This window comes from Collinsella sp. Sow4_D11 (assembly GCF_052116465.1).
Classification (GTDB): domain Bacteria; phylum Actinomycetota; class Coriobacteriia; order Coriobacteriales; family Coriobacteriaceae; genus Collinsella.
This window is the reverse complement of record NZ_JBQKLA010000017.1, coordinates 25,329-52,043: the sequence shown is the minus strand read 5'-3', so window position 1 is coordinate 52,043 and position 26,715 is coordinate 25,329. Positions and strand designations below refer to the sequence as shown.

Genomic DNA, 26,715 nt, shown 5'->3' with positions numbered 1-26,715 from the left:
GCTCGCGGTTCGGGTCGTTCTTGCGGAGGTTGAGGAACGCCGGGAACATCGGGATGTAGGTGAGCAGCAGGAAGACGACGGAGGTGCCGAAGAGCATCCAGAAGACGCCGTTGGAGATGGCGTCGACGGGAACGAGCTGCAGGCAGAGGACCAGGGAGGCGACGACGGCGTTGACCAGGTTGGCGCCGTTGGGCATGTCGTCCTCGGAGATCATCGAGGCGAAGACCTTGGGCATGTTGCCGTGCTCGGCGGCGTAGCGGGCGACGGAGTTGACGCCGAAGGACCAGGCGGCCATGTTGGCGAACAGGGTGATCAGGAAGGCGATGCAGATGACCTTGAAGAGCACGGAATCGCCCACCATGGTCTCGACTGCGACGATCATGCCGTAGTCGGGGTCGATGGAGTCGGCCGGGATGGCGGCGCCGATGCCGAAGCCAGCGAACAGGTAGATGGCGCCAATGGTCAGGCCGCCCAGGATGATGGACTTCGGAATGTCGTGGGTCGGGTTCTCCATGTCCTTGGCGAAGGTGCAGATGACCTCGAAGCCCGTGAAGTTGAAGATGATGATGGACAGGTAGCCCAGGGCGTTGGTGTTGGTGAGCTCGGGCAGGAAGGTGGCGGCGGACATGTCGTTCGCGAAACCGTTCTCCATGGCATACCAGATGCCCAGGGCGCCGACGATGACGGCAACGGCGACCTTGATCAGGGCGCCACCGTTGAGGACCCACTCGGAGTCGGCCGCCTTGGAGCGGCCCATGAGGTAGACGATCCACACGAAGGCGAGCTCGATGCCCATCTTGGCGATCAGGTTGAACTCGACGCCAAAGACCATGCCCAGGATGTCGGGGAACATGGTCGCCAGCGAGGCGATCCACAGCGGGTAGTTGACCCAGTAGTAGTACGAAATGCGGGCGCCCCACTTGTCGCCCAGGCCATCGCGTACCCAGTCGTAAATGCCGCCCTCGCCGTCATAGGTGGTGCCGAGCTCGGCGACGACCATGCCGTAAGGGAGCAGGAAGGTCAGGATCAGAAAGATCCACCAGAAGAACTGCTGGTTGCCAATGGCAGCAGCAGGAGCGGCGGCCTCGCAAACGAAGACGACGCAGATGATGGTCGAAATGACCGTCAGGAAGGAAAGCTTTTTCTTTCCGTCACTCATATTTAATCCTTTGCTCAGTCGTTTTCAGACAGGGCGCCAGTGCTTACGCGCAGTGGCGCAGATGATGGGCAGCAATAGACAAGCATCTGCTGCCGCCCATCAGAAAGCATCGTACAGGCCATACCACACGTCGGTGTAGATGAAGTCGGCGCCCTTGATGCACTCGGTTGTCGTCGGAGACTTTGCAGTTCTCCTCGCCGATGGCCATGAGGTCGCCCATCTCCTGCGAAGGCGGGCGAGCCGTAGCTCGCCCGACCTGGTACGTCTTACAGACCGTGCTTACCGAGAGCGGCCATGCGCTCATTGATGGTGGCGCGGTATGCCGCAGCCTTCTGCTCGTCGGGCTCGCTCTGGGGGCACAGAGTGGCCAGGATGGCGCGAATGGAGTGCTTGCGGTTCTCGGCCTCGACCCAGCACAGGGAGCGCTCGGGATCGTCCATGACCTCGTCGACGACCTCCTCGCCACGGTTGGCGGGCAGGCAGTGCATGAACATGCTGTTCGGACCGGCAACGTTCATCATATCCCAGGTCACCTGGTACTTCGGATAGAATACATCCATGTAGCTGGAGCTGGAGACTTCACTGTCGTAGAGGCCGTACCACACATCGGTGTACACGAAGTCGGCGCCCTCGATGCAGGAAATGTCGTCGGAAATGGTGATGGTGCCGCCGGAGACCTTGCAGTTCTCCTCGCCGATAGCCATGAGATGCTTGCCGAACTCGGCGCGCTCCTCATCGGTGCCTATATGCAGGCAGCCGTCGGGAATCTGATGTCCCTTCGGTCCGAACTGCACGAAGTCCATGCCCATCTTCGTGCAGATGAACATGAGCGACGCGCAGGTCTGGGTGGCATCGCCGATCCAGGCAAACTTGCAGTCCTCGATCTTCTTACCGGCGGGCAAGTTCTCGATCATGGTCATGAGGTCGCCGAGCTCCTGGGTGGGATGGTTGTACTCGCTCATGCCGTTGATGACGGGGGCCGCGGAGTACTTCGCCAAGCTCACTACATCCTTATGACGATCGACGCGGGCCATGAGGATGTCGACGAGGCTTCCCATAACGCGGCCGGAGTCCTCGATGGACTCATGGCCACCCAGCTGGATGGAGCCGGGGCCGAAGAACTGGGCGTGACCGCCGAGGTCGGTCATGGCCGTCTCGAAGGAGATGCGGGTACGGGTGGACACCTGCTGGAAGATCATGCCGAGGGTCTTGTCCTTCAGCAGGTGCGGGTACTCGCCGCCCTCCTTGATGAGCCCCTTCATGGCGATGGCCAGATCTACCATGCCGAGCAGCTCTTCTTTTGTGAAGTCGTTGGTGTCGATGTAATCTTTGACCATTGAAATCTCCTTCAAAATTCGTTGGCCGGACCGCCCCTTGCGGACCGCGCCCCCATGAAGCGCCCCGAAATGAGCGAGACGCTCCCTTGCGCCACACAGCATGGGGCGCACCCGTAGTTTTGAGAAGAAATAACCAGGATTATTTTCAGATTACATTAGCTCACCGCACACCTTACCCTGGCTAATCCTAGCTAATCCTAGCTAATCCTAACTAGTCCTAACGCCTAGACGGATTGATATTGAACTGGTTTCTTCGCCCTGTGCGCCGCTGTCAACACCTTGCGCCTCCGTTCTAAGGAACCGCCGAGCACCGACGTGCCCGACACCCAAGAATACGTAGACAAGCTGCTCCTCGCCTTCTGCGAGCACTGTCACCTGACCGCGCGCGAGCGCGTCATCTTGAAAGAGGTGCTGCAGGGCAAGGACAACCAGAACATCGCCAGTTCGCTGCAACTGGCCCTGGGCACTGTGAAGGCCCATGTGCACAACATTCTGAAGAAAACCGGCACCGCCACCCGCCAAGAACTCACCCAGCTGTTCTGGAAGGGATGAAGAACGGCCGTAGACGGCTGATCCCGTAGGGGGCGGCCGCATAGCCGCACCGACTCCCAGCCTCTCAGAGCCCGGCCCTTTTACGGCCACTCAGTTCCTTTCTAAGTTTTTGCGCAAGCTCGTCTCGGCTACTCACACCAAGCTTGGCGTAAATATTCGATATGTGGGTTTTCACCGTGTTGACGGAAATGCATTCTTGCTCAGCAATCTCCTTGTTCGATGCGCCCTTTTCAAGGAGCGACAGCAGTACTTCCTCGCGCTTGGTCAGCCCGTATTCGCGAGCAATCCAGGGCACAAGGGATTCCGCCAACCGCACATTACGTATCCGCCGATGATGTGCAAGAAAGACATACGCAGCCACGGTGAAGCAAAGCGCCATAATCTCAACGGGAACCCTACGAGGAGAGACAGAGCGCGCGCCGCCCTCCTGTCTAAAGGCCAAATACGTTGCCGCTTCCGCCAAGGCATATATGAGCACAAGTAAGAGCGAGAGAACCCATCGCCATCGGCTCATGCGTCGAAACTCTGCCGCCAAGCAGCAGATGCCGTACCCTATTACCCAGATCGCCAACAACCTGGTAAAGAGAAACTCGCGCCATAGTGCAACCGATTCGACTGACGAAGCGCCACTTGCCCATGCCACCATCATGCAAACTGCCCAAAAAAATCCCTCTACGAGAGAGAAGCTGCGCGAGAGCAAGCTGCCGAGAACGAGCCGATACAAGAGGATTACCACCATGTTGAATGCAAAGCGGAGCATAGGATAGGCGTTTCGCGTGCCCTCGAATTGCATCGCGAATTCCGGAACGAACTCATACATGAATACAGAACATATATCTATCGTATACAAAAGGAAGGTGAGCGCGACGAAGAGATAGCCCCGCCTGCGCTCGACATAATGCAGACTCCCATAGGCAGCACTGACAAACGCATAGGCGATGCAACTTGCCACATTGTAGAGAAAAGCGAGGGACACGACTCCTCCTTCATCAAGCGGCAACATTATAGAAGATTTAGCACCCAAAGCTAAAACTACCCCAACGTCCGATTTGTCTCCCTGCATTTTCGCTGTTCAGAGACAGGGGGATAGAAAATCATCCTCCGATTAATCTCAAATCCCTCTCTGTTTTTCTTAACAAAGGACCCCCTGACTCTTAAGGTTGAATTACTGCAGCGCAAAAAAGAGACAGCGCTGCAACCAAATTAAGGAGGGTCTTATGAGCACATCCCATCAGAAGCAACCTCTCAGCCGCCGTCGTTTCGTCATTGGATCGAGCGCCCTAGCGGCTGCCGCGTTCTCGGGCGGACTCTGGGGATGCGCATCCGGGGAGCAGCCTGGATCAAATGCCACGCCCGGTTCCGCCGATCAAAACATTGCCGATATCGTGCTCCGCAACGGCCATGTGCAGACCATGGTGTCAGAAAGCGATGTTGCATCAGCCGTCGCTATCGCGGGCAACAAGATCGTGTACGTGGGCGACGATTCGGGCATCGATGCTTTCGTAGGAGACAATACTCAAGTCATCGACCTCGATGGCAAGTTCGTCTCCCCCGGCTTCATTGACGGCCACATCCACGCCCCTGGCAACTGGTTCAACGCCCTCTTCCAGATCGACCTGACGGGGCTTACCACCAACGAGGAATACCTCGAGGCAATCCGCGACTTCGTGGAGGCCCATCCCGACGAGGAGGGCTACATCGGAGCGCCTTTCATGCTCAATGCCTACCAGCTTCCCGACGGCTCGAATCCCGGGCCCTCGAAAGAAGATCTAGATGCCATCTGCCCCGATAAGCCCATTCTCATCCACGACGTCTCCTACCACGCCGCTTGGGTCAATTCCAAGGCCCTCGAAATGGCTGGCGTAACTGCCGACACCCCCGACCCAGAAGGCGGCCTGTTCTATCGCAATGAGAAGGGAGAGCCTTCGGGGTGCGTCTCCGATGCCGCCAAGGGAATTGTGTTCGCCATCATGCCCAACACCATGACCAACGATAATCTGAAAAAGGCCATGCGCAAATTCATGAAGGAAGCAAACTCCTATGGCATAACCGGCATTACAAATATCACCCAAGGCGGTCTTGATATTATCGACATGTATCACGAGTTGGAGGACGAGGGCAATTTGACCCTGCGCATGCGCGTCGTCCCCACTATGAAAGAAGGCCGCACCTATGACGAGGTGCTTTCCGCCATCAAGTCCTACAACGACTCCGCCACAGACATGATTTCTTCGAATACCGTGAAGATTTTCTACGACGGAGTGACCGAAAGAGGCACCGCCGTCTTCCTGGAACCCTACCAGGAATCAACGGGACTCGGCGATCATTGGTGCGGCGAACCCATCTGGTCTCAGGAAGACTTTACCCGTCTTGTACACGACTTTGATGCAGAAGGCGTTCAGGTGCACGTGCACGCCATGGGCGACGGCGCCGTTCACGGCACCCTTGATGCCTTCGAGGAGGCTCGGGCGACCAATGGGAAGCGCGACGCGCGGCACACGATCACCCACGTATGCGCCATTACCGATGAGGATATCCAGCGCATGGCCGATTTGGATGTAGTGGCGAATCTCCAATTCCTGATGATGTACCACGATGATCTCATGGACCTGGAGCGCGCCTATATCGGCGACGAGCGCGCCATGGCGTTGTACCCAACAAAGCACTTGGCCGAGGCAGGCATCTGCATCAGCGGCTCCTCAGACGCCCCCGTCATTCCATTTGCCCCGCTCGATGCGATCGAGGTTGGCGTTACCCGCAACTCGCCCTATCCCGAGGAAGAGGACACCGACATGACCCGCTGGCCCGAACAGGGGCTCACTGCCTACCAGCTGCTCGAGGCCTACACCAAGAACGACGCCTACCAGAACTTCATGGACGATATTATCGGCACCGTTGAAGTAGGCAAGTTCGCCGATCTCGTCGTGCTGGACACCAACATTCTCGAAGCCGATGCCAAGGCCATCTCCGACACGCGCGTGATCTACACCATCTCCGACGGCCGCATCGTCTACAAGGGATAGAACCACGCCAGAAGGTGCCAGCATTACAGAACGGCTCACAAACCCTCGAACACAAGCCCCCGCGGCTCTGCGGTCATTAGTCCCGCAGAGCCGCGGGGGCCAATCTATGCGACTTCGCAGTCCTTACCGGCACTGCGGCAATACGCAAACACGCTGTATCCCGAAAGGGCTTCTCGCTCTCCAATTTGCTTTAGCGCACTTTACTACCGGCGAGAAAATCAGGTACTACCGTAAGCTTCGCGGGCTCTATCAGGGAGAGCTGGGCGAGAAAATCGGCGTCTCCAAGGGCGCGATCCGTCACTATGAGACGGATTTCAGGACTCCCAAGCAGCCTCAGGTGGAAGCCATCGCCGAAGCTCTCGACATCTCTCCGCTTGCCCTGAAGGACTTCAGGGTAGAGAACGCCCGAGACCTCCTGGGCCTCCTTCTGCAGCTGGAGGACGAGTTCGGCATCGTGCCTGTCGAGAATGGATCGGGCCTTTCAATCGATGTATCTGCCGAGAAGGCGCCCGCCGCTGCTTGGCCTCCCTCAGGGTCTCACTGTGTATAAGGTCGACGGCCAGCCCCCCTCAGCTCGATCACCGCCCTCAGCCTCGGCCTACTAGTCGTGTGCCTGTTCACCTAGGAGAAAGCATGCCAAAGGCAGCGCTGGACCATGGTTTGCGGCCAGGTCTCGCGCACGGCCCCGGAGAACCCGCCGTCGGGGGCGAGCGTGGGCCAGACCTCCCGGAACTCGGCCGTCCTGCTCCTGAAGGCCCGCCCGCCGCAGTAGGAGCAATAGACGGTCTTCATGGGCACCTCTTCCGAAAGGGTTTTTAACGGTTCCGGAAAAGGTTATATACCTGCGGGAACGATAGGCAACCGGACACACATTCTGTCCGAGCGGTTAAAAGCGGGCACGGAATTTATACGGCTGAAAAAGGGGCATCGACCTGCGCCGATGCCCCCAACGTGGACACACATTTTGTCCTATAAGCCTTAGCCAACAGATTGCCTGCACAAAAAACATGGCCACCCGCAAAGGGTGGCCATGTAGATTCTATCTGCAAGAAATCTTTTGCGTGCGTGGTGTGCTTTCGCGCATTCAGTCCTGCGCGCCTTCGCGCTTTCACACTCTAGCACGTTCACGCGTCCACGCTTTCCGCATTCTCGCGTTCGCGCTTTCGTACTGGTCTATTCGCCTGTACGAATTACCACGTGCGGGAATTCATCTGGCGGAACTGAGCAACGGTTGGAGCGTGCGAATTCATGCCGCCGTCAACGTTGATGATCTGTCCCGTGGTGTAGGTACTTTCATCAGAGCCAAAATATACGGCTGCATGAGCAATGTCTTCTGGGCAACCGTAGCGGTTAACCATGATGCTACCCAAGAAGATATCTTTGAGCATCTGAGGAACCTTCGCCTCGTTTTCTGGCGTAACAATCAAGCCTGGACGGATGCAATTGCAGCGGATGTTGTCTTTGCCGTATTGCAAGGCAACGTATTGCGTGAAGATGTCTACGCCCGCCTTGGCGCATGCATAAGCGGTAGAACCTAAGTCGCCTGCACATGATGCCATAGAGCCAATGTTGACGATTGCGCCGCCACCAATTTCTTTCATGTAGGGGATAGCGCACTTCGTTGCATAGAAGGTGCCGCGCAGGTCGCTTTCCAAAATAGCGTCCCACATTTCAAGGGTGAGCTCGTCAACACGACCGTCCTTGAGGGCAACGTTTGCTGCATTGTTTACCAAAATATCGAGCTTGCCGTATTGCTCTACAGTGTCTGCAATAAGCGCTTCGATGCTTGCTGGTTCGGTAATGTCGAAATAGTGGAAGCTTGCCTTGCCGCCTGCTTCAACAATTTGATCAACTACAACTTGGCCTTTTTCGGCACGACGACCACTAATAACTACCGTTGCGCCCTCGGCTGCGTATACCTTTGCAATACCGATGCCAATACCGCTGGTGGAGCCCGTTACGATAGCAACTTTGCCTTCGAGTCTACCCATTGTGTTCCCTTTCTCGTTCAAATAATCGATAAGGTATTTTTATTCCTTTTTCGCGTTTTTGTGAATATTTGCATAGAAAAAGCGGATGGCAGTCGTGGGGATTTCGGCAGGAAGGGAAGGGGCCGGCCGCGTTGCGTGCACTGCCGTATTCTTTTCTGCAGGAAAATATGTTGAGCTGCTCGTTTTTCTGTTTGAATAGTAGACAGATTTAGCATGGTCAGAGGCTGCTAGCAAACAATTTACCCCCTCAACAAAACGCTTGCTCTCTGACATGCCATGCTCGGCGCACAAAGTTGGCACCTTCCCAGACGGGAAGGTGCCTTTTCTGATTATCTTAGCACTTCATTTCAATGGAGCTGCACCAATGGTATCCGTGCTTATTTATAGTTGTTGCGCTTTCTGAACGTGAAGAGCGCCCCAGCACCGGCAGCGATCGCAACGCCGCAGATGCCCATTGCATAGAGGGCGGCACTATCGCCGGTGTGAGGGAGATTGGATGCAGACTTATCGGAGTCGCCCCCGACGATGGTCAGCTTGGCATCGTCGATGTTCACGGTGAACTGGTCGGTCACATCGTTGCCGTCGGCATCGGTCACGACCGCCTGACCGCTTTTCGTTACAGGGTACTCGCCTGCATCGGTGCCCGTTGCAGAAGCCTCAACGCCGGAAACGTAGAAGGTCTGACCATTGATCTGGAACTCCAGGGTCTCGAAACCGGATACGGACTTCTCGGTGCCGTCGTAGGCCACGGACTTGGAATTGGGAGTGAGGGTGATCTGGTACTTCTCGCTACGGTCGGTAACGGTCAGGGTTCCGTACGTCTTGTTGATCTGATAGTTGTCCAGATTGGTTCCCTCGTTGGGGATGCATTCGAATGTATTCTCAGAGGAGCCGACGATCTTCTGCGAGCCGGTGAAAGAATAGGTGGCACCTTGGCCATCGACCCAACCAGTATCCCGGGCAGCCTCCCCAACGGTGACCTTGTGATTGGTCAGGGGCTTGCCGTCGTACTCCTTCGAACCACTCGCGGAGGTCAGGGTGACCGGACGCTGTGCGACATTCAATCTAGCATAACTAATGGTAATAGCGTAGTGTTCCTTGAAGTATTCCTCACTACCTGAAGGAAACTCTACGTCAAACGTATTATCCGATTCGCCAGCATTCGTCTGAGAACCGGTCATCGTGTATTTAACTCTGTCTCTGTCAGCAGAAATCCAACCCTCCCCATCTTCATTAATTCCTACGACAGTAAGAGGTTTGCCGTCATAGATCTTATGGCCATACGAGGAAGACAAACCTACGGTACGCTTTCCAATATTGATTACGAATTGTTCTGGATCCTTATTACCTCCCGAAACCTTCAAAATCACGCTGCCGACTTCAATTCCCGTTACAGAAACAGTCTTGCGATCAGGATAAAGACCATCAAGATACGAGATTTCGATTTTTCCACCGTCCTTAGAGGACCAATCCCAATTATATTCAGACCTTGATGTTCCATTGGTATATTGCGCAGTCATGTAGTACTTAATATGATTTGGGCCACTGATTGCAGGGGTATCAGCGAAAGCTGCGACGGGCAGAAAAGATGCTGCCAGCACTGCCGCCAGCATCACCCTCGCAAATCTTTTCGCAAGCGATTGGGAGAGAACTGCAGTTGCGACCTCTCCCCATTTGGAGAATTTGGAATCCATGAAGCTCATGTCTGCTCCAATCGCATCGAATTGAACCAACGTAAAACGCAACACGACGTACAGTGTGTTGCTGCGTTTTTTCGATTTGGTAAAGAATAACCGAGTCTTTGTTGGCTATGCGTCGTTTGAATGTAATTACCTCTCTAATAAATCATATTTGTTACTTTTCTGCACCACCAAACCAGATTCTGCCTCCTTCGAATTAGGCACCCACCCCATCAAGACCACGAAGCATCCCCGCCCAGAGCAAGCCCGAGCCGAGCAAGGGACATGCCCGAAAATAATTCTCTGTTAACATGAAATGCAATGTTGCAATAGGGAGCGCACGCTTGAATTGGAGGATACGATGAAGATACAGGTTATAGAGACCTTGGCCAGGCGCCGGACGGTTTTCTTCCTCACGCTCGCAGCCATCGTCGGCGTTTGCGCTTTCACCTTCTCCGGCGCCCAGAATTACGCCTGGGCTGAAGGCGAAGGGCCCATTGCCACCTGGAATAGAGACCTAACGCCGGGAGATGTCGTTCCAGAAACAGGTGGAAAGAACCTTCCGCTTGAAATAAAAGTAGCTGGCTCGGGCGATCACCTGGAGGCCCATATCACGAATAACGGCGGAGATGCAATTCCCCCATCTGTCCTTGAGTTGACAACGAATGATGGACAAACATTAATCGCCAAATTTACATACCCTATTCCTAATGGCGGCCAAACCGGAGCATCTTCCATTGAAGGCTCGGATGCCAATACCCGATTCACTAAAGCAGAGCTTTATGAAACCGTCACCGTGACCTTCAATATGAACAGCCACGGAACCCAGATCGACCCCATTAAGGTCAAGAAGGGGACGTCCGTCACCCTGCCCGAGCCCACCGATACCGACTATGACTTCGGCGGCTGGTTCACCGATGAGAGCCTCACCACCTCGTTCAACGGCACCGCCGCTACAAGCATGACCGTCTACGCCAAATGGACAAAAAAGGAAAAGGTCACCGTTTCCTTCGAATCCGAATTCGGGACCGCACCTGAGGCCAAAACCGTGAACAAGGGTGAGATCGTCGAACTCCCCAATCTAGGCACTGACGGCGACTACACATTCGTTGGCTGGATCATGAAGGGCTCCGAAGGCACCGATCCCTTTATCGGCGAATACACCGCTAAAGAAAACATCACCTTCACGGCTGTCTGGGAAGCTCCCTCCACTCCCATCATCGAAATGGTCGATGTCACCTTCGACATGAACGGCCACGGCGACAGTGTGACCAAGCAGACCGAGAAGGGCAAGCCCATCACCCTTATCGATGATCCTGCCGCCAAAGGCTACACCTTCAAGGGCTGGACCTACGACAAGGAAGGCAAGCAGGCCTTCGACGCCAAGAAGAACGCAGACCAGGACACCACCCTGTACGCCCAGTGGAAGAAGAATGCCGACTCCGCTCCCACCAACTCAACAATCCCCCGGACCGGTGACAACCAGATGGCACTCCTGGCATCCCTCTGCTTCAGTGCAGCAGCCCTGATTGCAGTCAGCATCGCTTTAATCGCGTATCGCAAACGCAAGCACGCATAAAGCATACGTGACGTTACCGTTCTAATTCTCAATCTAAACAGAGGGGAGTCCCGCGGGACTCCCCTTCCCATTCGCGTACCTAGTTACGCTGTTCCTACTAAAATTGGGAATTCTATTCCCGATTTTCTCCTATTCCCACTCAATAGTCGCGGGCGGCTTGGACGTGATGTCATAGCACACGCGGTTGGCGCCGGGAACCTCGGCAACGATGCGGCCGGAAATGCGGGCCAGCACCTCGTAGGGCAGCTTGGCCCAGTCGGCGGTCATGGCATCACTGGATTCGACGGCACGCAGGATGATCGGGCGCTGATAGGTGCGCTCGTCGCCCATAACGCCAACGGACTTGATGTCGGGCAGGACCGCGAAATACTGCCAGCAGCTGTGCTCGGAGTTGCGCTCGCCGGTCTGCTCAAACAGGCGCTGGTTGTAGGCATCCAGCTCCTCGCGCACGATGGCATCGGCGTTTTTGAGGATCTCGAGCTTCTCCTTGTCGACCGCACCGATAATGCGGATGGCCAGACCCGGGCCCGGGAAAGGCTGACGGAACACGATATGACCCGGCAGGCCCAGTGCCAGACCAAGCGCGCGGACCTCGTCCTTAAAGAAGTGATCAAGCGGCTCAATGAGGTCGAAGTGTACGCCCTCGGGGAACGGGATCAGGTTGTGATGGCTCTTGATGGTGGCCGTCTTGCCGCCCGTCTTGCGAGCGCCGGACTCGATGATGTCGGGGTAGATCGTGCCCTGAGCCAGGTACTTGACCGGCTTGCCATCGGTCTCGAGCTGCTGCGCCACGGCGAAGAACTCTTTCCAGAACTGAGTACCGATGATGCGGCGCTTCTCCTCGGGCTCGATCACGCCGGCCAGAAGCTCGGCATAACGGTCCTCGGCGTGAACGTGGATAAAGTCGACATCGAACTGCTTGGTGAAGACCTCCTCCACCTGCTCGGGCTCGCCCTTGCGCAGCAGGCCGTGGTTGATGAACACACAGGTCATCTGCTTGCCCACGGCGCGAGCGCCCAGCGCAGCCACGACGGAGGAGTCGACGCCACCGGACAGGGCCAGAATCACGCGGTCGTCGCCGACCTTCTCGCGGAACTCGGCCGTCATGGTCTCGACCAGGTTGTCCATGCTCCAGTTGGGCTCCAGACCGCAGATCTCAAACAGGAAGTTGCTCAGCAGCTGCTGACCGTACTCGGAGTGCTTGACCTCGGGGTGGAACTGGGTGGTGAAAATCTTGCGCTCGGGGCACTCCATGGCGGCAACCGGGCACACGTCGGTGCTGGCGGTAACGGTAAAGCCCTCGGGCACCTCGGACACGGCGTCGCGGTGGCTCATCCACACGGTTTGCTGCATGGGCGTGGAGTTAAAGAGCTTGGCGCCGGCAGTGCGCGTAATAGTGGAGCGGCCGTACTCGCCCACCTCGGAGTGACCGACCTTGCCGCCGAGCGTCACGGCCGTGATCTGATGGCCGTAGCAGAAGCCCAGAACGGGAAGGCCCAGGTCAAAGATGGCAGGATCGATGGACGGAGCGTCCTCGGCATACACGGAGGCCGGGCCGCCGGAAAGGATGAGCGCAGAGGCGTTCATCTCGCGAATCTCATCGGCCGAGATGTCGCAGGGAACAATCTCGGAATACACGTTGAGGTCGCGGACGCGACGGGCAATGAGCTGACCGTACTGCGCACCAAAGTCGAGTACGAGGACCTTTGCGGAAGCCTTTTGATCCATGGTTTCCCCCTCTTGTTGGCGGGGAGCCGATGCCCACCCGCGCGAATAAACGAGAATAACTTTCATAGTGTACACGTTATATGGGGTTTCTCGTCCCTCGCAGCCATCAGCGCACGGCAAACGCACGACCTGGGCCCCTATTTGACGGCAATTGAAGTGTTACCAAACGTTACAGATGATGTAATACGTTTGAACATTGGACGCCCTGTGCCACAATACTGCCGAACGACTCCGCCTCTGGGGCGGCAAATACGATAGGAACACCAACATGAAGCGCATCCTTCTCATCGCCACGGGCGGCACCATCGCATCGACCGAGGACGGCAACGGCCTCTCTCCCGCCCTGACCGGTGAGGAGCTCGCCCAGAGCGTCCCCGAGATCTCGGGCCTCTGCGAGCTCGACGTCGTGCAGCCCATGAACATCGACAGCACCAATATGCGTCCGAGTGACTGGATGCGGATCCGCGACGTCATCGTCGAGGGCTATGCCGACCACGACGGCTTCGTGATTCTGCACGGCACCGACACCATGAGCTACACCGCGGCGGCGCTTTCTTACCTGATTCAGGACAGCCCCAAGCCCATCGTGCTCACCGGCTCGCAAAAGCCCATGGGCAACCCCTTTACCGATGCCAAGCTCAATCTGTACCAGAGCTTGCTCTATGCGCTCGACGAGCATTCGCACGACGTCTCAATCGTGTTTGGCGGCGTGGCCATCGCCGGCACGCGCGCCCGCAAGCAGCGCACCATGAGCTTTAACGCGTTCATCAGCGTCAACTATCCGCCCATTGCCTACATCCGCAACGACCGCATCGTGCGCAACGGGCTCCACGGCACCCACCAGAATGAGAGCCCGGTTCGTTTCTACGACATTATCGACTCGCGCGTGTTTGTCCTTAAGCTCACGCCCGGCGTGAATCCAGGCATATTGGACGCCCTGACCGATAGCTACGACGCCGTAATTCTGGAGACCTTTGGCATTGGCGGTATTCCCGAGTTTGGCGAGTCCGGCGAGTCATTCCAGGAGGCGATTTTCCGCTGGGTCGATTCGGGTCGCACCGTCGTTATGACCACACAGGTCCCCGAAGAGGGCCTCGATCTGGGTGTTTATGAGGTCGGCCGTGCCTACGCCGACCATCCGGGTATTTTGCGCGGCGACGATATGACCACCGAAACGCTCGTGGCCAAGACCATGTGGGCGCTCGGCCAGTCACGTGATGCGGCCGAGATTCAGCGCCTGTTCTACAGCCAGGTCAACCATGACCGCATCCCGATGGTGTAGCTAAAACAAAATCCGCCTCTTTGGGCCTTGTAGGGCACGTGGTACCTCTCGGAACGTGCAAAAAGCGGAGTTTTCAGCACCCGCCCCTTCCGGAAACGTTAAAACCGCTAGCTGTAAATCGCTTTTCGGTTCGATAGGCTCGTCCCACGCGTCAATTATTCCTCATAATAATGAATTTTGTGGATAATCCAAAACAGCAAGCATCGTATTTGCGCCTTCGGTTGCTGTCAATTTATTGAGGGATGCTGAATACTCGGGTTTTTGCACGCCGCCGTCGGGGGGACCCGTTCAGCAAACGACAAATCTAGCAAAAACGCCTACTCAATGCCCTCGAGAAGCTCTGACACCGTCATGCCAAGCGCGGGCGCAAGTTTAAATAAAATCTCGAGCGTGCTGTTTGCCGTTCCGCTTTCGATTTGATCGAGATAAGGTCGGCTGATTCCAACCGCCACGCAAAAATCGACCTTGGAGATACCAAGGGCCTTGCGCGTCCGCTCGACTCGCTCGCCAAGAATCTGTTTCGCATGTTCGTTCATGCAGACGAGTTTGAAATGGAGCAAAACAAAAACGTAAACTATAGTTTACGTTTTGCCCAATATACAGGAGTTTTCTATGTCGGGTTCTTCGGTCCGCATGTACCGAGCCACGCTTCGCACAAACAGCGCACCGCCCAAGCTCGTCGTCGTTGAAGCAGAATGCCTTTCGCCCGATGAGCGCACAGCATTTGCATTGCTATCAAGTCGCGTCGCCGCCGTTTTGGTCCCTTGCCCGGCGCAAGGTGAACTTGCCATCCAATGCCAAGCGCACGGCTGCTCACTCAATCAGGCTGCCGTAATCGTAACCAGCCAGTGTGGCCTGCCCCTTCTCTTGGAAGCCGGTATCGCGCTCTGCCTTCGCGGTGCCGGATACGAAAACGAGGCCGCCGCCGATGTGGTCTTTCAACCACGATCGAGCGGCGGCCTCGCAGCAGCCATCGAATATGCTTGCAGGCTCGTTGCCTAAAGGCGCAAGCTAAAAGCCCAGGCCAAAACCTGTGCCGGTAATCGCCGAATACATAAAGTAGACGTTAATTACGTTGAGGAATGCGCCCGTGATGCAGCCGTTTCGCAGGTAGCGCTCGCACACGATGCGCGCCATGGCGGCGGAGTCCTCATTGTTCTTTGCCTGGCGTCCCGCCGTAAAGTACGTCGCCACGCTCAGCAGCAGGTTGAGCACCGGCAATGCCAGCAGCTCGTAGCTCTTGCCCCAGCGCGTCACCTCACCGGCGGCATTAAACTTTGTTGCCACCTCGGGACCAATGTTGGGGATTACAAACGCTGCGACCACCAGCGGAAGCACTGCAAGCACCAGCAGCGCGATGCCCATGTAGCCAGCTTTTTTTCCATATTTAAACATGCTCGCCGTCCTTACACGTTAAAGCGGAAGTGCACGACGTCGCCATCGGCCATGACATACTCTTTGCCCTCGATGCGCAGCTTGCCTGCAGCCTTGGCGCCTTGCTCGCCACCGAGCTCGATGTAGTCGTCATAGCCAATGACCTCGGCCTTAATAAAGCCGCGCTCAAAGTCGGTATGGATGACACCGGCGGCCTGCGGGGCGGTCGCGCCCTGACGCACCGTCCAGGCCTTGACCTCCATCTCGCCAGCCGTAAAGAACGACTGCAGACCGAGCAGCTTGTAGGCTGCCTGCGCGAGCACGTCCAGGCCGGGCTGCTCCAGGCCCAGGCTCTCCAGGTAGTCGGCCGCATCCTCGGGATCGAGCTCGGAAAGCTCGGCCTCGATCTTGGCGCAGATCGGCAGCGGCTTGACGCCATCGATGGGCGCCAGGTCCTCGTTGAGCATGTCCTCGTCCACGTTGGCCACATACAAGATGGGCTTCATGGTGAGTAGGAACAGGCCCTTCGCAGCGGCGCGCTCCTCGTCGGTCATCTCCATGGACGCGGCGCGCTTGCCCTCGTTGAGCCAGGCAAGCAGGCGCTTGGCGACCTCAAACTTGGGCATGAGCTCCTTGTCGCGCTTAGCCTCCTTCTCGAGCTTAGGCAGCTGCTTCTCAAGCGTGCCCATGTCGGCCAGGATGAGCTCGGTCATGATGGTGTCGGCATCGCCAGCGGGATCGACGAACTCGCCCGTGCGACCCACCTCACGCATGACGTTGGGATCCTTAAAATAGCGCACGACCTCGCAGATAGCGTCGGTCTCGCGAATGTTTGCCAAGAACTGGTTGCCCAGGCCCTCGCCCTCGTTGGCACCCTTCACCAGGCCCGCGATGTCGACAAACTCGACCGTAGCCGGCACAATGCGGCCAGGGTTGACAATGTCGGCGAGCTTTTGCAGGCGGCTATCGGGCACATCGACGATACCCACGTTGGGGTCGATCGTGGCGAACGGGTAGTTGGCGGCAAGGCCGGTCTTTTTGGTAAGCGCGGTGAACAGCGTCGACTTGCCCACGTTGGGCAGGCCCACGATACCGATGGAAAGGGACACGACAGCTCCTTTTGGTACAGGTACTTCAAACTGCATAAGTATAGCGCCGCCACAGCATCCGGGCGAATCCGGACACCGCGGCGGCGCAAATGAAGCAGAGATGCGTGAGAGTTCGAGACAGCAGTCCTTACTTAAGCTCGGGCCAGTAATCCTTGTTGGCCTCGATGAGCTCGTCCAGGATCTGCTTAGCAACGCTCGCCGAAGGAATGGTCTTGGAGAGCGTGAGCGCCTGCCAGAGCTTCTGGTAGCTGCCCTCGACCCAAGCCTGGACAACGAGCTTCTCGACGGAAACCTGCTGCTCCATGAGGCCCTTCTGGAACTGCGGGATCGGGCCCTGGCAAATCTTCTCAAAGCCGTTGGAACCGACGATGCAAGGCACCTCGACCATGGCCGTCGGGTCGAAGTTGGGCACAGCGCCATCGTTGGGGACGATCAGCAGGAAGCGCTCGAGCGTGTTCTCGGCCAGCGCGCAGGCAAGGTCGACGATGTAGTTGGCATGTACATCTGGCTCAAAGCCGCCGTCTTTAGCCGTACCCTTGGCGATGATGTCGCGGCAAGCGCCAAAGACCTTCTTCTCGCGGCCGTCCATAACCTCATTGGCACGAGTGTAGTTGGGGTCAGACGTCTCGACGACATAGTCCGGGTACAGGTAATACTTGAGGTAGGTATTGGGAATCGTCTCGGGATCGACAGCATAGACATCCTTGGCCTTGCCGAAGGTGTGAATCCAGCTCTCCTCGACATGCTGCTCCTTACCGGCCTCGTGCTCGATGCCGTCCAGGTAGCCGTTCTTAGCCATGTGCTCCTTAATCTGCGGCATGAGGTCGTTGCCGTCCTTGTCGTAGATCTTGCTCCACCAACCAAAGTGGTTGAGGCCGTAGTAGCTATACTGCAGCTCGCGGCGATCCTTGATGCCGCACATACGGCTCATCTTATCCATGAGGTCGATCGGCATGTCACAGATGTTGATGATGCGGCTGTTGGGGCGCAGCACGCGGCAGGCCTCGGCGACGATAGCTGCGGGGTTGGAGTAGTTGAGCATCCAAGCGTTGGGGCTGTACTTCTCCATGTAGTCGAGGATCTCGATGACACCACCGATGGAGCGCATGCCATAGGCGATACCGCCGGCACCGCAGGTCTCTTGGCCAACGCAACCGTACTTGAGAGGAATCTTCTCGTCGAGCTCACGCATGGCATACAGGCCGACGCGGATGTGAGCAAGCACGAAGTCGGTCCCGGTGAATGCGGTCTCGGGGTCGGTGGTGTAGTTGAACTCAACCTCGGGGGCGTTCTCGTGGAAGTAGATCTCGCAGGCCTTTGCCACGATCTCCTGGCGCTCGGCGTTGTTATCGTAGAAGGTCACCTTGTTGACCGGGAAGCGGTCGCGCTCCTCAAGCAGCATCAGAGCGATGCCCGGGGTGAAGGTAGAGCCACCGCCGGCAATGGTCACGGCATAGTTTTTCTTGGACATGATGTCCTCCTCATTCTGGCCGCTTGCTCAATCCATCCCCGTACGCGGCCTGCACGGTTTGGAATTGTTACCTAGAAGTGGATTTTTTATCTCTAGAATCGGCCTTGTGGTGCATACCGGCTCTGCAAGGCCGATTGTTTCGATGGACGATGGTTTACAGAAGACTCTCGAACTTCTCGCGAACCTGCGGGACGGTAAGGCCGATGATGACCTGGATCGACTGGCCTTGGACCACCAAGCCATGCGTACCGATTGCCTTGAAGGAAGCCTCAGGTGCAACGACGCCCTTGTCCTTGACGTTAACGCGCAGACGGGTAGCGCAGTTAGTTACATCGATGACGTTATCCGTGCCACCGAGTAGATCGAGGATGTTCTCGGCAAGCACCAAGCGCTCATCATCTTTACTCTGGGCGACCGATTTGCTAGCAGCAGCACCGCCCTGCTTTTGCTTGTAGTCGGCCTTGGACTTGAGCTCGACCTCAACATCGTCATCCTCGCGACCGGGGGTCTTAAAGTCGAACTTGACGATCAGGAAACGGAAGACCACGACCCAAAGAGCGGTAAAGCACAGACCGACAAGGATGGAGATGGCGTACTGCAGACCGTGTGCGGCCCAAAGGGGCAGCCAGTCCCACGAGAGCATCGAGATGATGCCTCCGTCAAAGATGCCTACGACGCCAAGGAGGTTTTGAGCCATGCAGCCGAGCGCTCCGAGCACGCAGTGGACGACGAACAGGCCGGGCGCGACGAACAGGAAGGTGAAGTCAAGCGGCTCGGTGATACCGCAGAGCATGGCGGTAAGGGTGACGGGAATGAGCAGAGTCTTGACGCGCTGTTTGCGCTCGGGTTTGGCGGTCATATAAAACGCAATGGCGACGCCAAGCGAGCCGAAGACTTTAGTCCATCCGGGGCAGGTATAGGCAGCCCAGGGTGCGGCATCCTTAAGAGCAATGCTCGGATCGGCAGCCAGTTGGGGCAGGATGTTGGCCCAAGCGGCAAAGATGCCGCCGTTGACCGCCGCATTGTCGTAATAGAATGGCGTATAGATAAAGTGGTGCAGGCCTGTAGGGATCAGCAGGCGCTCGAAGAAAGCAAAGACGCCCACGCCAAACGTACCGGCGGAAAGGATGAATCCCTGGAAGGCGGCGATAGCAGCCTGAACATGCGGCCACACCAGGCAGGCGATAATAGCGACCGGAACCATAACGAAGAAACCGATCATATAGATGAACACGGAGCCCGAGAACACGCCCAACCACTCGGGGAGCTCGGTATCGAAGAACTTGTTATGCAGCATCGTGGCGATACCAGAGATAATGAGCGCGCCCATGATGCCCATATCAAGCGTTTTGATGCTTGCGATAGTGGCAAGACCAGTACCGCTGCCCGCCTCGACAGAGTAGTCGACCCCAAAGACAGGGCCCCACTGCCCCAAGATTGTGCTTACAAAGTAGTTGAAGGTAAGGTAGATGGCCAAAGTCTCCATGCAGCAGCGAGCGTTCTGCTTGTTCGCAAGCGAGATTGGCAACGCTACGCAAAACAGCAAAGGCATCTGGTTAAAGAGCGTCCAACCGCCCTGGAGCAGCACATTCCAGCAATCAAACCAAAGATGGCCCGCTGTGGCCATCTCGCCAAAGATCGCCTCGGTGGTAAACAACGTACCCAGGCCGACGATGATTCCGGAAAATGCGAAAAGAATTGCAGGCGCGTACATTGCACCGCCGAAACGTTGTATCTTTTGCATCATGACGGGGAATCCCCCTCTCTTCATTCGGAGCGACTGCGGTTTTGGCTTCACTCGAGACCGCAGGCGCGCCGTTTGCGTGTACCTCGTGCAATAGGACGGGTGGGCCCGTGTCCCCGACTTCTTGCGCTTCTGTTTTTATCATATCACTTATCTAGACAAGTTAATACTGTTTCTGTGTTCGGTCAGCGGTCAATAATTGACGGCGAACGGTTTATTTCTAGTATTTTGCCTGTTATTACATGTTATTGCCTGTTTGTCTTAATTATTCAAAACCAAAATATTTATCAACTTGTCTAGATATGCTTGTATAAGAATGTTTACATACCTATACTTCAATACAACATTCACCGCCATGTAAAGGAGTCACCATGAAAAGCGCGGTCTTCTATGGAAAGCACGATCTCAGGGTCGAGGATTCGGCAAAACCGGCCGTGGGCAAGCGCGACGTGCTGATCAACGTCAAAGCTTGCGGCGTCTGCGGCACCGACGTGCATATCTATGAAGGCGACAAGGGTGCAGCGGATGTTACCCCGCCCACGATCCTTGGCCATGAGTTCGCTGGCGTTATCGAGACCGTGGGCTGCGATGTCACCGGCTTTAAACCGGGCGATCGCGTGTGCATAGACCCCAACCACCCTTGCGGTTGCTGCGAACCCTGCCGCGACGGTATCAACCACTACTGCGAGCATATGACCGGCTACGGCACCACCGTCAACGGCGGCTTTGCGGAGTACTGCTCCGTCGATATGCAGCAAGTCTACAAGTTGGGCGAACACACCAGCTTCGAGCAGGGTGCCATGACCGAGCCCGTGGCGTGCTGTCTGCACGGCATCGATATGTGCAACATCAAGCCCGGCAGCACAGTTGTCGTTATCGGCGGTGGCATGATCGGTCTGCTCATGATGCAGCTTGCCAAAAACGCTGGTGCCACCAAAGTCGTTTTGCTCGAACCCGTCGAAGGCAAGCGCGAAGTTGCGCTCAAACTCGGCGCCGATCTGGCGATTGACTCCATCCATGAGGACGTCCCGGCCCGCCTGAAGCAGGAGGGCGTCGGCAACGTCGACGTTGTAATCGAATGTGTCGGTAAGCCCGTCACCATTGAGCAGGCCATTAGAATCGCCGGCCATAAGGCCACGGTTATGATGTTCGGACTTACCAAGCCCGATGAGACAATCACCGTCAAGCCCTTCGAGGTCTTCCAGAAGGAGCTCGTGCTCACCTCATCCTTCATCAATCCTTATACGCAGCGTCGCGCGCTCGAGCTCATCGACTCGGGCAGGATCGACGTTTCTTCGATGGTCGCAAAGGTGGCTTCCCTCGAAGAACTCGCCGCCATCCTGTCAGACCCAGCTCTGCGTGCCATGGGTAAATATATAATCGACCCCAGCAAGTAAATCGATCGACACTTGCACGAGCAGTCCTCATCCACCGCTCGCGCACTCAGCTCTAGGAGACCGTCATGGCGCGAGCCATCTTCCAAACCATTTATGACAACGTGAAGCAGTCGATTGACGACGGCACATACGCCTATCTAAGCTATCTGCCTTCGGAGACTGAACTCACGCAGCTGTTTGGCTGTTCGCGTATGACGGTCCGTCGCGCCATCTCGATGCTTGCGGCAGATGGCTACGTGCTCCCCCAGCAAGGCAAAGGCATGCGCGTCATTCGCAACATCAGTGACGAGACGAGTCGTGGCGGCGGCGGGCTCGAGACCTTTAAGGAAATCGCAGCCAGCCGAGGCTTTGAGCTCAAAACGGTTACCACTGTCTTTGAGCTCCTCGTCTGTAACAAGGCGCTCTCCAAGATTACCGGGTTTCCTGAAGGCTGTGAGCTCACGCGTGCCAAACGCATCCGTTATGCAGACGGACGAGCCGTATGCTCCGACGACTCCTATTACCTAAGCTCACAGGTACCGGGGCTGACACCCGAGATTGTCAACGACTCGATCTATCGTTACCTCGAAGAAGGCCTTGGCATTAAGATTGCCACGGGCAAACGCGATGTAACGATTGAGCATCCCACGCCCGAGGATGCACGCGTGCTCGATCTCGACGACTTTAACGCACTCGCCGTTGTACGCGGGCAGACCTACAACGCCGACGGCATCCTTATGGAATACACCGAGACCAAACAGGTCCCCGGGTTCTTTTTGCTCCATGAAACCGTGACGCGCAACGGTACCGGTCGAACCGGCCACCAAAGCAGCATGAACTAACCATCTATTAGTTGCGGTGGGATAGTTCCTAGAATGGCCCGCTTAAGGGCAAAACGGGAACTATTCCACCGCAACTTTTTTGCCGGCGGGGCAGTACCTGTCCCACCGGCCATCATTTACGCTCTTTTAGCTAGTCCGCGAGCTTCTCCACCTGGTCGAGCATCTTGTCGAGCTTGGCCTTCGCCTCGGCTTTTACCTTTTGGGCCTCTTCGTGGGCTTTTGCCTTCTGAGCGGCCTTTTCCTCGGCTTCGGGGTCGACGACAACCAAGTTGGACGCATCGTGTTCGACCAGCTTGAGCGCATGTTCGGGACAAACCTTGACACAGGCGCCGCAGCCCAAGCAATACGTAGACTCCAGCGCAAAGCGACCGCTTCCCACCAAATCGCAGGCGAACGTGGGGCACACGTTGACGCACTCGCCGCACGACGTGCACTTGTCAAAGTCGCACTCCGGCGTGCTCACCTGCATGTTCTGGGCAAGCTCGGGGTGGTTCTGCAGTGTCGAAAGCACCAGCTGCCGCCCGTGCGTGAGCGAACGGCGACGCTTTGCCGTCGTGGTGCCGCACATGGTGTTGAGCGTGCGCTCCAGCTGGGTAATCTGATGGCGATGGGCCTTCAACTTTTGCGTCACCGAGGCCAGCGCCGCCGTCGCCGGGTTGAGCTTGGTCACCGTCAGACCCGTCGTGCGGGCAATCTTTTCCATGTACTCCTTGCGCTCGTACTCGCGAAGCTTATGGCACTTGAGGCTCTTGGGGTCGACCTCCAGGCCCATACCCGTGCCAGACCACTCCTCAGCCTTCGCAATCGCCTCGCCCAGGATATCCTCGCCACCGGTGTTGCGGCATTTATCGCACACGCCCAGGGGCAGGTACACACTCACGTTGGGATAGTCCGCCAGTACCGAGAACCAGGTCTCGGCCGTAATATCGCCCACGCAGGCAACGACGACCTCGTTCTCGCGCGGCATGCGCTTAAGGGCGCGTGTGCAGGTGACGTAGGCGGTCTCGTGGCTCGTTGCCGCCGAGACAATGTCGTCATACAGGTTTTTGGGCGCCAGGCGCGGCGAGATGATTGCCTCGGTCGGACAGGCAGCGGCGCACAGGCCGCACTTGCGGCAGGAGTCGAGAATCTCGATGGAGTCTTCCTCGACCTCGATAGCGTTGACCGGGCACACATCCATGCACGCGGAGCAGCCACTCTTTTCGTTTTTGCAGGTCAGGCACGGAATGGTGTTGCCGCGCGGACGCTCCTTGTAGTCGGCGGGATTCCACTGCGGCGCCGACGGATCGAGCGCATCGGTCACACCGCCAAGCGGGTTTTTAAGAAAGTCGAAACCCTTGCTGATCTCGATAATGTCATCAAACAGATCGTGTTCCTGCGCCATGCGCGGCCCCTCCCTGAGCAGTGCAAACAAGCAAGAGATAATGATACGCTATCGGCCCACGCCTCGGGCAAATTACACGCGGCGCATCTTTGAGAAAAATAGCCTATGGCCTATCGCCGCCTCGATTGCACAAGGTCAATCAAGCGCCAAGCTATGCCCCGCACATGAGCTGCACGAGCTTTTGTTTGGTCACCTTGGCCTGTTCGTTAGCCATATTGCGCTCGTTCTTAAAAGTTGCGTCCGCAACGCTCAGCAGGTCATCATCGGAAATCTCACCAAGGCCCAGCTCCTCGAGTGTCGTCGGCAGACCAACGCGCCGGCAAAACTCGAGCACCTGATCAAGCTCGGGCGCGCACTCCAAACGAAGCTGCACCACCAGGCCAAATGCCACGGCCTCACCATGCATGGCCTTGCACTCGGGCAGAATCGTCAGGCCGTTGGCGATGGCATGCGCCAACGCCAAGCCACCGCTCTCAAAGCCGACGCCCGAGAGTAGGATATTGCACTCGATCAGTCGCTCAACCGCCGGCGATATACGGCCCTTTTTGAGATCGCGCTTGGCAGCGACACCAAACTCCATAAGCGTGTCATAGCAGGCACGAGCCGCAACCAAGGCCAAGTGTCCCGGCGCGCCACCGTGCTCGTTGGCGCCGTGCGCCGCGGCGCACGAACGAGCCTCGAAATACGTTGCCAGTGCGTCGCCCATACCAGCGACCGTCATACGCAGCGGGGCTGCCGCGACCACGCCGGTATCGACCACAACCAAATCTGGATTCTTTTCGAGCATCAGGTAGCGGTCGAACGACCCATCCTCGTGATACAGCACCGAAATCGCGCTGCACGGACCGTCCATCGAAGCCGCCGTGGGGCATACGCACAACGGCAACTCGGCATAAAACGCAACGGCCTTGGCGATATCGAGCATCTTGCCGCCGCCAATGCCCACCACCATGTCGCAATACTCAGCCTGGGCTTCCTTGGCCATTTCGACAACGGCCTCTTCCGTACACGGACCGTCATAAATCTTAAAGAACGGCTCGCTTAGATCTTCGTCCAGAAATCCATCGACGATCTGCCTGCACAGCCGATCCTCGGTGCCCTGGTCAAACAAGACATAGGCAGCGCAGCCCAACCATGACAAATATCTGCCCTGACGCGAAAGTTCGCCCGACCCCTGAACATACCGGCCGGGACCGCCATAAACCATAGGAAGCGCCATACGAGAATCCGCCCTTCATCAAACAACGATTGGTGCAAAGCCACCTGTCCCCTTGTGGCAACTTGGCACATTGAGGACAGGTTAGATTGCACCATAGAAAAAGGGTCCCGCGCACAGAGCGCGAGACCCTTATCAGAACAATGTGTGCCGATTAGAACGTGACCGGGGTGTCGGTGTAGACGCACTCGAGCAGCTGCTCCATCTCCTCCTGAGACGGCTGGCGCGGGTTGGAGCCCGTGCAGGCGTCGAGGATGGCGTTGGCGGCAACGTCGTGCTTCTTAGCCTCGAACTCATCGTAATCGATGATGGACTCGTCGGCCTTCACGCCCTTGGCACCGTAGTTCTTGATGCCCTGCGGGATGTCGAGCTTGTCGTTGAGGTCGCGAATCTCCTGGACCAGAGCCTCGACCAGCTCGTCCTCGGTCTCGCCGGCGAGGTGCAGGATCTCCTTGGCGATGAAGGCGTAGCGGCTCTTGGCGCGAGCGTCCTTGGCGTTGAACTGGATGACCTTGCCCAGGTACATGGCGTTGGCGCAACCGTGGATGATGTGGTCGCCCTCAAAGGCGGCACCGGTCTTGTGAGCCATGGAGTGGACAATGCCCAGCAGACCCGAGGAGAAGGCGATGCCGGCGATGCACTGGGCGTCGTGCATGTGCTGGCGGGCCTCATGATCGCCCTGATAGGACTTGGGCAGCCACTCGACGATCTCGCGGATAGCATGCAGGGCGTTGGCGTCGGTGTACATGGAACCAGCGGTGGAGACGTAGGCCTCGATGGCGTGAGTCAGAGCGTCCATACCGGTGTGAGCGCACAGCTTGGCGGGCATGGTGTAGGTGAGCTCGGGGTCGACGATGGCGACATCAGGGGTGATGTTGAAGTCGGCCAGCGGGTACTTGATGCCCTTGGCGTAGTCGGTGATGACGGAGAACGCGGTGACCTCGGTAGCGGTGCCGGAGGTAGAGGAGATGGCGCAGAAGTGAGCCTTCTGACGGAGCTCCGGGAAGGAGAACGGGACGACCGCCTCCTCGAAGGTCTCCTCGGGATACTCGTAGAACAGCCACATAGCCTTAGCGGCATCGATGGGCGAGCCACCGCCAATGGCGATAATCCAGTCGGGCTGGAACTCGGTCATGGCCTCGGCGCCCTTCATGACCGTCTCGACGGACGGATCGGACTCGACGCCCTCGAACAGCTTGACCTCGAAACCGGCCTCCTTGAGGTCGGCCTCGACGTCCTGCAAAAAACCGCCGCGGCGCATGGAGCCGCCGCCGGTCACGATGATGGCCTTGCTGCCCTTGAGGTTCTTCACCTCGTGGCGAGCGCCCTCACCAAAGTACAGATCGCGAGGATTGGTAAAACGTCCCATACTGTGCCTCCTAAACAAGCCCCTCTTAGACTTGCGTATATAACGGAGCACCCGATTGGCTCCGTTAGGACCGTTTTGCGCCTTGCCGGCGATGACAATGCGCGATGTCTAAACGTCTCAACGCTCAGACAAACATTATTTTACCGTTCTGGTTGGTCAGTTATTTACCGAAAGTCGACAATGATGAAACGTTTTTTCTATCCCTGAAGACCCTTATGCGGCATTCATACTCCCAAGCTGGGCAAACGTTTTATCAAGGTTGACCACATATCCAGGGCAGGACTGTGCCCCTCCAAAAGACACACCGTTCGCCGCCAAAAATCGACCGTTTGCGGCACCGTGATACCACTCGGTCGTCCAAGGTGCCGACATTTATGCGACATCCGTCTTCGTGGTGCAAAGGTGCATGTCCAAGTGCGGCACTCCCAATGTGCCTCATGCGGGTAAACTAGAACCTTATATAGAGACATTTGAACCCTAACCGCAGCAAAGGAGGCCCC

General features: G+C 57.1%; 24 protein-coding genes. 8 read left to right on the top strand and 16 right to left on the bottom strand.

The annotated features are described in order from the left end of the window. Together ACTQ40_RS07925 and ptcA are read right to left on the bottom strand one after the other, a co-directional pair. The coding region (locus tag ACTQ40_RS07925; RefSeq protein ID WP_441563770.1) for an APC family permease at positions 1 to 1,159 on the bottom strand (1,159 nt) is incomplete at its 3' end. 266 nt (positions 1,160 to 1,425) lie between these two features. Further along, positions 1,426 to 2,496 carry a putrescine carbamoyltransferase gene (gene ptcA, locus ACTQ40_RS07920; protein ID WP_427719844.1) on the bottom strand — a complete coding sequence of 357 codons (1,071 nt, stop codon included), beginning with the start codon at positions 2,494 to 2,496 and terminating at the stop codon, positions 1,426 to 1,428. A 315-nt stretch (positions 2,497 to 2,811) separates the two neighbouring features. Between ptcA and ACTQ40_RS07915 the strand changes: the two genes are divergently transcribed. Then, entirely contained in the window at positions 2,812 to 3,048 is a 237-nt protein-coding gene (locus ACTQ40_RS07915) for a response regulator transcription factor (protein ID WP_441062878.1), read from the top strand. Between the two features lie 64 nt (positions 3,049 to 3,112). Here the strand turns inward: ACTQ40_RS07915 and ACTQ40_RS07910 are convergent, their stop codons facing one another. Beyond that, a complete protein-coding gene (locus tag ACTQ40_RS07910; protein WP_441555039.1) occupies positions 3,113 to 4,024 on the bottom strand; it encodes a response regulator transcription factor in 912 nt (303 codons plus the stop codon). Positions 4,025 to 4,265: 241 nt separating this feature from the next. Here ACTQ40_RS07910 and ACTQ40_RS07905 point away from each other — a divergent pair, with 241 nt between their 5' ends. Next, positions 4,266 to 6,071, top strand: a complete 1,806-nt coding sequence (locus ACTQ40_RS07905) for an amidohydrolase (RefSeq protein ID WP_441559333.1) — start codon at positions 4,266 to 4,268, stop codon at positions 6,069 to 6,071. 106 nt (positions 6,072 to 6,177) lie between these two features. After that, positions 6,178 to 6,621, top strand: coding sequence for a helix-turn-helix domain-containing protein (locus ACTQ40_RS07900; RefSeq protein WP_441559332.1), 444 nt, complete (start codon positions 6,178 to 6,180; stop codon positions 6,619 to 6,621). Between the two features lie 71 nt (positions 6,622 to 6,692). Here ACTQ40_RS07900 and ACTQ40_RS07895 read toward each other — a convergent pair whose 3' ends face one another. The 4 genes from ACTQ40_RS07895 to ACTQ40_RS07880 form a co-directional block, all read right to left on the bottom strand. Further along, positions 6,693 to 6,863, bottom strand: a complete 171-nt coding sequence (locus ACTQ40_RS07895) for a hypothetical protein (protein ID WP_441563769.1) — start codon at positions 6,861 to 6,863, stop codon at positions 6,693 to 6,695. Between the two features lie 398 nt (positions 6,864 to 7,261). Then, positions 7,262 to 8,062, bottom strand: coding sequence for an SDR family NAD(P)-dependent oxidoreductase (locus ACTQ40_RS07890; RefSeq protein WP_123220203.1), 801 nt, complete (start codon positions 8,060 to 8,062; stop codon positions 7,262 to 7,264). A 39-nt stretch (positions 8,063 to 8,101) separates the two neighbouring features. Next, the gene (locus ACTQ40_RS07885; protein WP_441563767.1) at positions 8,102 to 8,335 is read right to left on the bottom strand and encodes a hypothetical protein; all 234 of its coding nucleotides are present in this window, start codon (positions 8,333 to 8,335) and stop codon (positions 8,102 to 8,104) included. A 104-nt stretch (positions 8,336 to 8,439) separates the two neighbouring features. Next, positions 8,440 to 9,765, bottom strand: a complete 1,326-nt coding sequence (locus ACTQ40_RS07880) for an LPXTG cell wall anchor domain-containing protein (RefSeq protein WP_441563766.1) — start codon at positions 9,763 to 9,765, stop codon at positions 8,440 to 8,442. 337 nt (positions 9,766 to 10,102) lie between these two features. Here ACTQ40_RS07880 and ACTQ40_RS07875 point away from each other — a divergent pair, with 337 nt between their 5' ends. Further along, positions 10,103 to 11,320, top strand: a complete 1,218-nt coding sequence (locus tag ACTQ40_RS07875) for an InlB B-repeat-containing protein (RefSeq protein WP_441563764.1) — start codon at positions 10,103 to 10,105, stop codon at positions 11,318 to 11,320. A 129-nt stretch (positions 11,321 to 11,449) separates the two neighbouring features. Here ACTQ40_RS07875 and guaA read toward each other — a convergent pair whose 3' ends face one another. Next, positions 11,450 to 13,048, bottom strand: coding sequence for a glutamine-hydrolyzing GMP synthase (gene guaA / locus ACTQ40_RS07870; RefSeq protein ID WP_441563762.1), 1,599 nt, complete (start codon positions 13,046 to 13,048; stop codon positions 11,450 to 11,452). A gap of 268 nt (positions 13,049 to 13,316) precedes the next feature. Here guaA and ACTQ40_RS07865 point away from each other — a divergent pair, with 268 nt between their 5' ends. Next, complete coding sequence (locus ACTQ40_RS07865; protein ID WP_441563760.1) at positions 13,317 to 14,330, top strand: asparaginase; 1,014 nt, start codon at positions 13,317 to 13,319, stop codon at positions 14,328 to 14,330. A gap of 317 nt (positions 14,331 to 14,647) precedes the next feature. Here the strand turns inward: ACTQ40_RS07865 and ACTQ40_RS07860 are convergent, their stop codons facing one another. Further along, entirely contained in the window at positions 14,648 to 14,866 is a 219-nt protein-coding gene (locus ACTQ40_RS07860) for a helix-turn-helix domain-containing protein (protein WP_427719445.1), read from the bottom strand. Positions 14,867 to 14,942: 76 nt separating this feature from the next. Here ACTQ40_RS07860 and ACTQ40_RS07855 point away from each other — a divergent pair, with 76 nt between their 5' ends. After that, positions 14,943 to 15,332, top strand: coding sequence for a hypothetical protein (locus ACTQ40_RS07855; protein ID WP_427719443.1), 390 nt, complete (start codon positions 14,943 to 14,945; stop codon positions 15,330 to 15,332). 9 nt (positions 15,333 to 15,341) lie between these two features. Here ACTQ40_RS07855 and ACTQ40_RS07850 read toward each other — a convergent pair whose 3' ends face one another. The 4 genes from ACTQ40_RS07850 to ACTQ40_RS07835 all read right to left on the bottom strand — a co-directional run bounded on the left by ACTQ40_RS07850 (position 15,342) and on the right by ACTQ40_RS07835 (position 20,031). After that, on the bottom strand, positions 15,342 to 15,725 hold the full coding sequence (locus ACTQ40_RS07850; protein WP_154517947.1) for a DUF1648 domain-containing protein: 384 nt from the start codon (positions 15,723 to 15,725) through the stop codon (positions 15,342 to 15,344). A gap of 11 nt (positions 15,726 to 15,736) precedes the next feature. Next, a complete protein-coding gene (ychF, locus tag ACTQ40_RS07845; protein ID WP_089572784.1) occupies positions 15,737 to 16,813 on the bottom strand; it encodes a redox-regulated ATPase YchF in 1,077 nt (358 codons plus the stop codon). 127 nt (positions 16,814 to 16,940) lie between these two features. Continuing rightward, the gene (locus ACTQ40_RS07840) at positions 16,941 to 18,284 is read right to left on the bottom strand and encodes a 6-phospho-alpha-glucosidase (protein ID WP_441049098.1); all 1,344 of its coding nucleotides are present in this window, start codon (positions 18,282 to 18,284) and stop codon (positions 16,941 to 16,943) included. 154 nt (positions 18,285 to 18,438) lie between these two features. Beyond that, on the bottom strand, positions 18,439 to 20,031 hold the full coding sequence (locus ACTQ40_RS07835; protein ID WP_441563757.1) for an alpha-glucoside-specific PTS transporter subunit IIBC: 1,593 nt from the start codon (positions 20,029 to 20,031) through the stop codon (positions 18,439 to 18,441). Positions 20,032 to 20,399: 368 nt separating this feature from the next. On the opposite strand from ACTQ40_RS07835, the gene ACTQ40_RS07830 reads away from it, so the two are divergent. Beyond that, positions 20,400 to 21,425: a zinc-dependent alcohol dehydrogenase family protein gene (locus tag ACTQ40_RS07830; RefSeq protein ID WP_441563755.1), complete on the top strand. Its 1,026-nt coding sequence runs from the start codon at positions 20,400 to 20,402 to the stop codon at positions 21,423 to 21,425. Between the two features lie 65 nt (positions 21,426 to 21,490). Further along, on the top strand, positions 21,491 to 22,246 hold the full coding sequence (locus ACTQ40_RS07825) for a GntR family transcriptional regulator (RefSeq protein ID WP_441049093.1): 756 nt from the start codon (positions 21,491 to 21,493) through the stop codon (positions 22,244 to 22,246). A 130-nt stretch (positions 22,247 to 22,376) separates the two neighbouring features. Here the strand turns inward: ACTQ40_RS07825 and ACTQ40_RS07820 are convergent, their stop codons facing one another. The 3 genes from ACTQ40_RS07820 to ACTQ40_RS07810 form a co-directional block, all read right to left on the bottom strand. Then, positions 22,377 to 23,630 (bottom strand): 4Fe-4S binding protein, encoded by a 1,254-nt coding sequence (locus ACTQ40_RS07820; protein WP_154517950.1) that lies wholly within the window; start codon positions 23,628 to 23,630, stop codon positions 22,377 to 22,379. Between the two features lie 151 nt (positions 23,631 to 23,781). Beyond that, positions 23,782 to 24,849, bottom strand: coding sequence for a glycerol dehydrogenase (locus ACTQ40_RS07815; RefSeq protein WP_441563754.1), 1,068 nt, complete (start codon positions 24,847 to 24,849; stop codon positions 23,782 to 23,784). Positions 24,850 to 25,000: 151 nt separating this feature from the next. Then, on the bottom strand, positions 25,001 to 26,215 hold the full coding sequence (locus tag ACTQ40_RS07810) for an iron-containing alcohol dehydrogenase (RefSeq protein WP_117794788.1): 1,215 nt from the start codon (positions 26,213 to 26,215) through the stop codon (positions 25,001 to 25,003). Between the last annotated feature and the right edge of the window lie 500 nt (positions 26,216 to 26,715).

Coding starts and splice junctions, on each gene's coding strand:
- ptcA (WP_427719844.1), bottom strand. CDS start 2,496: ATGGTCAAAGATTACATCGACACCAACGACTTCACAAAAGAAGAGCTG.
- ACTQ40_RS07905 (WP_441559333.1), top strand. CDS start 4,266: ATGAGCACATCCCATCAGAAGCAACCTCTCAGCCGCCGTCGTTTCGTC.
- ACTQ40_RS07900 (WP_441559332.1), top strand. CDS start 6,178: ATGCGACTTCGCAGTCCTTACCGGCACTGCGGCAATACGCAAACACGC.
- ACTQ40_RS07895 (WP_441563769.1), bottom strand. CDS start 6,863: ATGAAGACCGTCTATTGCTCCTACTGCGGCGGGCGGGCCTTCAGGAGC.
- ACTQ40_RS07890 (WP_123220203.1), bottom strand. CDS start 8,062: ATGGGTAGACTCGAAGGCAAAGTTGCTATCGTAACGGGCTCCACCAGC.
- ACTQ40_RS07885 (WP_441563767.1), bottom strand. CDS start 8,335: ATGTCAGAGAGCAAGCGTTTTGTTGAGGGGGTAAATTGTTTGCTAGCA.
- ACTQ40_RS07880 (WP_441563766.1), bottom strand. CDS start 9,765: ATGAGCTTCATGGATTCCAAATTCTCCAAATGGGGAGAGGTCGCAACT.
- ACTQ40_RS07875 (WP_441563764.1), top strand. CDS start 10,103: ATGAAGATACAGGTTATAGAGACCTTGGCCAGGCGCCGGACGGTTTTC.
- guaA (WP_441563762.1), bottom strand. CDS start 13,048: ATGGATCAAAAGGCTTCCGCAAAGGTCCTCGTACTCGACTTTGGTGCG.
- ACTQ40_RS07865 (WP_441563760.1), top strand. CDS start 13,317: ATGAAGCGCATCCTTCTCATCGCCACGGGCGGCACCATCGCATCGACC.
- ACTQ40_RS07860 (WP_427719445.1), bottom strand. CDS start 14,866: ATGAACGAACATGCGAAACAGATTCTTGGCGAGCGAGTCGAGCGGACG.
- ACTQ40_RS07855 (WP_427719443.1), top strand. CDS start 14,943: ATGTCGGGTTCTTCGGTCCGCATGTACCGAGCCACGCTTCGCACAAAC.
- ACTQ40_RS07850 (WP_154517947.1), bottom strand. CDS start 15,725: ATGTTTAAATATGGAAAAAAAGCTGGCTACATGGGCATCGCGCTGCTG.
- ACTQ40_RS07840 (WP_441049098.1), bottom strand. CDS start 18,284: ATGTCCAAGAAAAACTATGCCGTGACCATTGCCGGCGGTGGCTCTACC.
- ACTQ40_RS07835 (WP_441563757.1), bottom strand. CDS start 20,031: ATGATGCAAAAGATACAACGTTTCGGCGGTGCAATGTACGCGCCTGCA.
- ACTQ40_RS07830 (WP_441563755.1), top strand. CDS start 20,400: ATGAAAAGCGCGGTCTTCTATGGAAAGCACGATCTCAGGGTCGAGGAT.
- ACTQ40_RS07825 (WP_441049093.1), top strand. CDS start 21,491: ATGGCGCGAGCCATCTTCCAAACCATTTATGACAACGTGAAGCAGTCG.
- ACTQ40_RS07820 (WP_154517950.1), bottom strand. CDS start 23,630: ATGGCGCAGGAACACGATCTGTTTGATGACATTATCGAGATCAGCAAG.
- ACTQ40_RS07815 (WP_441563754.1), bottom strand. CDS start 24,849: ATGGCGCTTCCTATGGTTTATGGCGGTCCCGGCCGGTATGTTCAGGGG.
- ACTQ40_RS07810 (WP_117794788.1), bottom strand. CDS start 26,215: ATGGGACGTTTTACCAATCCTCGCGATCTGTACTTTGGTGAGGGCGCT.